At 38.6% G+C, this 1398-nt stretch carries 2 protein-coding genes; both read right to left on the bottom strand.

Going from position 1 to position 1398, the window contains the following annotated elements; translation table 11 throughout:
- The coding region (locus J5224_RS27790) for an SDR family oxidoreductase (protein WP_264628357.1) at positions 1–378 on the bottom strand (378 nt) is incomplete at its 3' end.
- Between the two features lie 398 nt (positions 379–776).
- Positions 777–950, bottom strand: a complete 174-nt coding sequence (locus J5224_RS27785; protein WP_264628356.1) for a hypothetical protein — start codon at positions 948–950, stop codon at positions 777–779.
- Between the last annotated feature and the right edge of the window lie 448 nt (positions 951–1398).

Raw genomic sequence — 1398 nt, 5'->3', positions numbered from 1 at the left:
CCCCTTAACAGTGGCCATTCTTCGGGCTAACGCGAGAGTACCATCAACGTTAACTTTCCAAATCATTGGATTCTTACCAAATGACGCGATGGCAGCACAGTTAATCACATGCGTTATGCTATCTAACCGAGGATCCTCTAAATATAATTCGGGTTTACCAAGATCCCCCAACAATATATTATCTTCAGTTATTTTTGTTAGCTTATCCTCACTAATATTGAATTTTCTCATATTTTCATGAACGCGTTTCACCGCGTCACCATGAGAATCAGCGCGGACTAAAAGGAGTAAATCACAGCCAAGATCATTATTAATGATATTTTCCAGTGTAGCCCCACCAATAAACCCTGTAACCCCAGTAATTAATATCTTATTCATTTTCTCTCGCAAATTCACTTTTTCTAAAAACACGAATAGTGCACATCCACCACGTTAATTTAAAAGGACGACACTATCCGCTTACAAAGTAGCAATATCATTATATGACTCTGGCTATCTCAGACTTCTTTACGTTTCTGTGGATACCAAGCAATGTATATAAACCCCATGCATTGCTAAGGACCACACCTAAATCAGCGTATCCTGCATACAAAGAGTCTATTTAATCGTGTTCTTTAACATATTAATCAGCCCATACCGGACCTAAGAATTATCAGGCACAACAATGTTCCCCCTATCTCTTTTCTCACCGTAACTGATGATGGATGGGGATATTACACAGACGTTATTAAACGAAGTTTCAATAAATGCATCTTTGTTTAATCTTTGTGGGTATCTCAAAAATGGGCTGGCGGTGTTATCAATTCGATGACTCTTATACTGGCATCCACGCTGGATGCACGACCAATGCCATTTTCAATCTCATCGTGAAGGCGATTACCAGCAACAAAACAGCCTGATTTTTGCACAGCGCCAGGTTTGATGTAACGACGGGCAGATTGGTCGTTCAATCCATGCTCTTCACACCATTACTGCGCCGTGATCCCCATCTCCGCGTTATCCATTGTAATATTTGACATACGCATGACCTCAACTCTGACACTACCGTGGCGCTATGTGAAATTGACGAGAAATAGAACAGGCCGTAGGCGAACCATCGGATTTAAGGACTGACCCAACAAAAACCGGAGAATGGAATAATGCCCTTTTTGATGGAAAATAATTGCAAAAATTAATCATTAAAACACAAGATTGATAATTCTTATTTATCAGGAAATCGTTCATGCGTTGATGGTAATGTTATTATATATAATCATACAGCAACCTTTGCAGCTATATATTAATGAACACTCCCTTAATCATAATTCACAATAAAATGATTTAATTAACAAAGCCGAAAAATGAAAGTATTAGGATCATTGCTTTTATAAATTCAACCCGCAACAAACCAACGTTAAC

This window comes from Candidatus Symbiopectobacterium sp. NZEC135 (genome assembly GCF_025962695.1).
The sequence above is the reverse complement of the archived record's forward strand: the minus strand, read 5'-3'. Positions and strand labels throughout refer to the sequence as shown.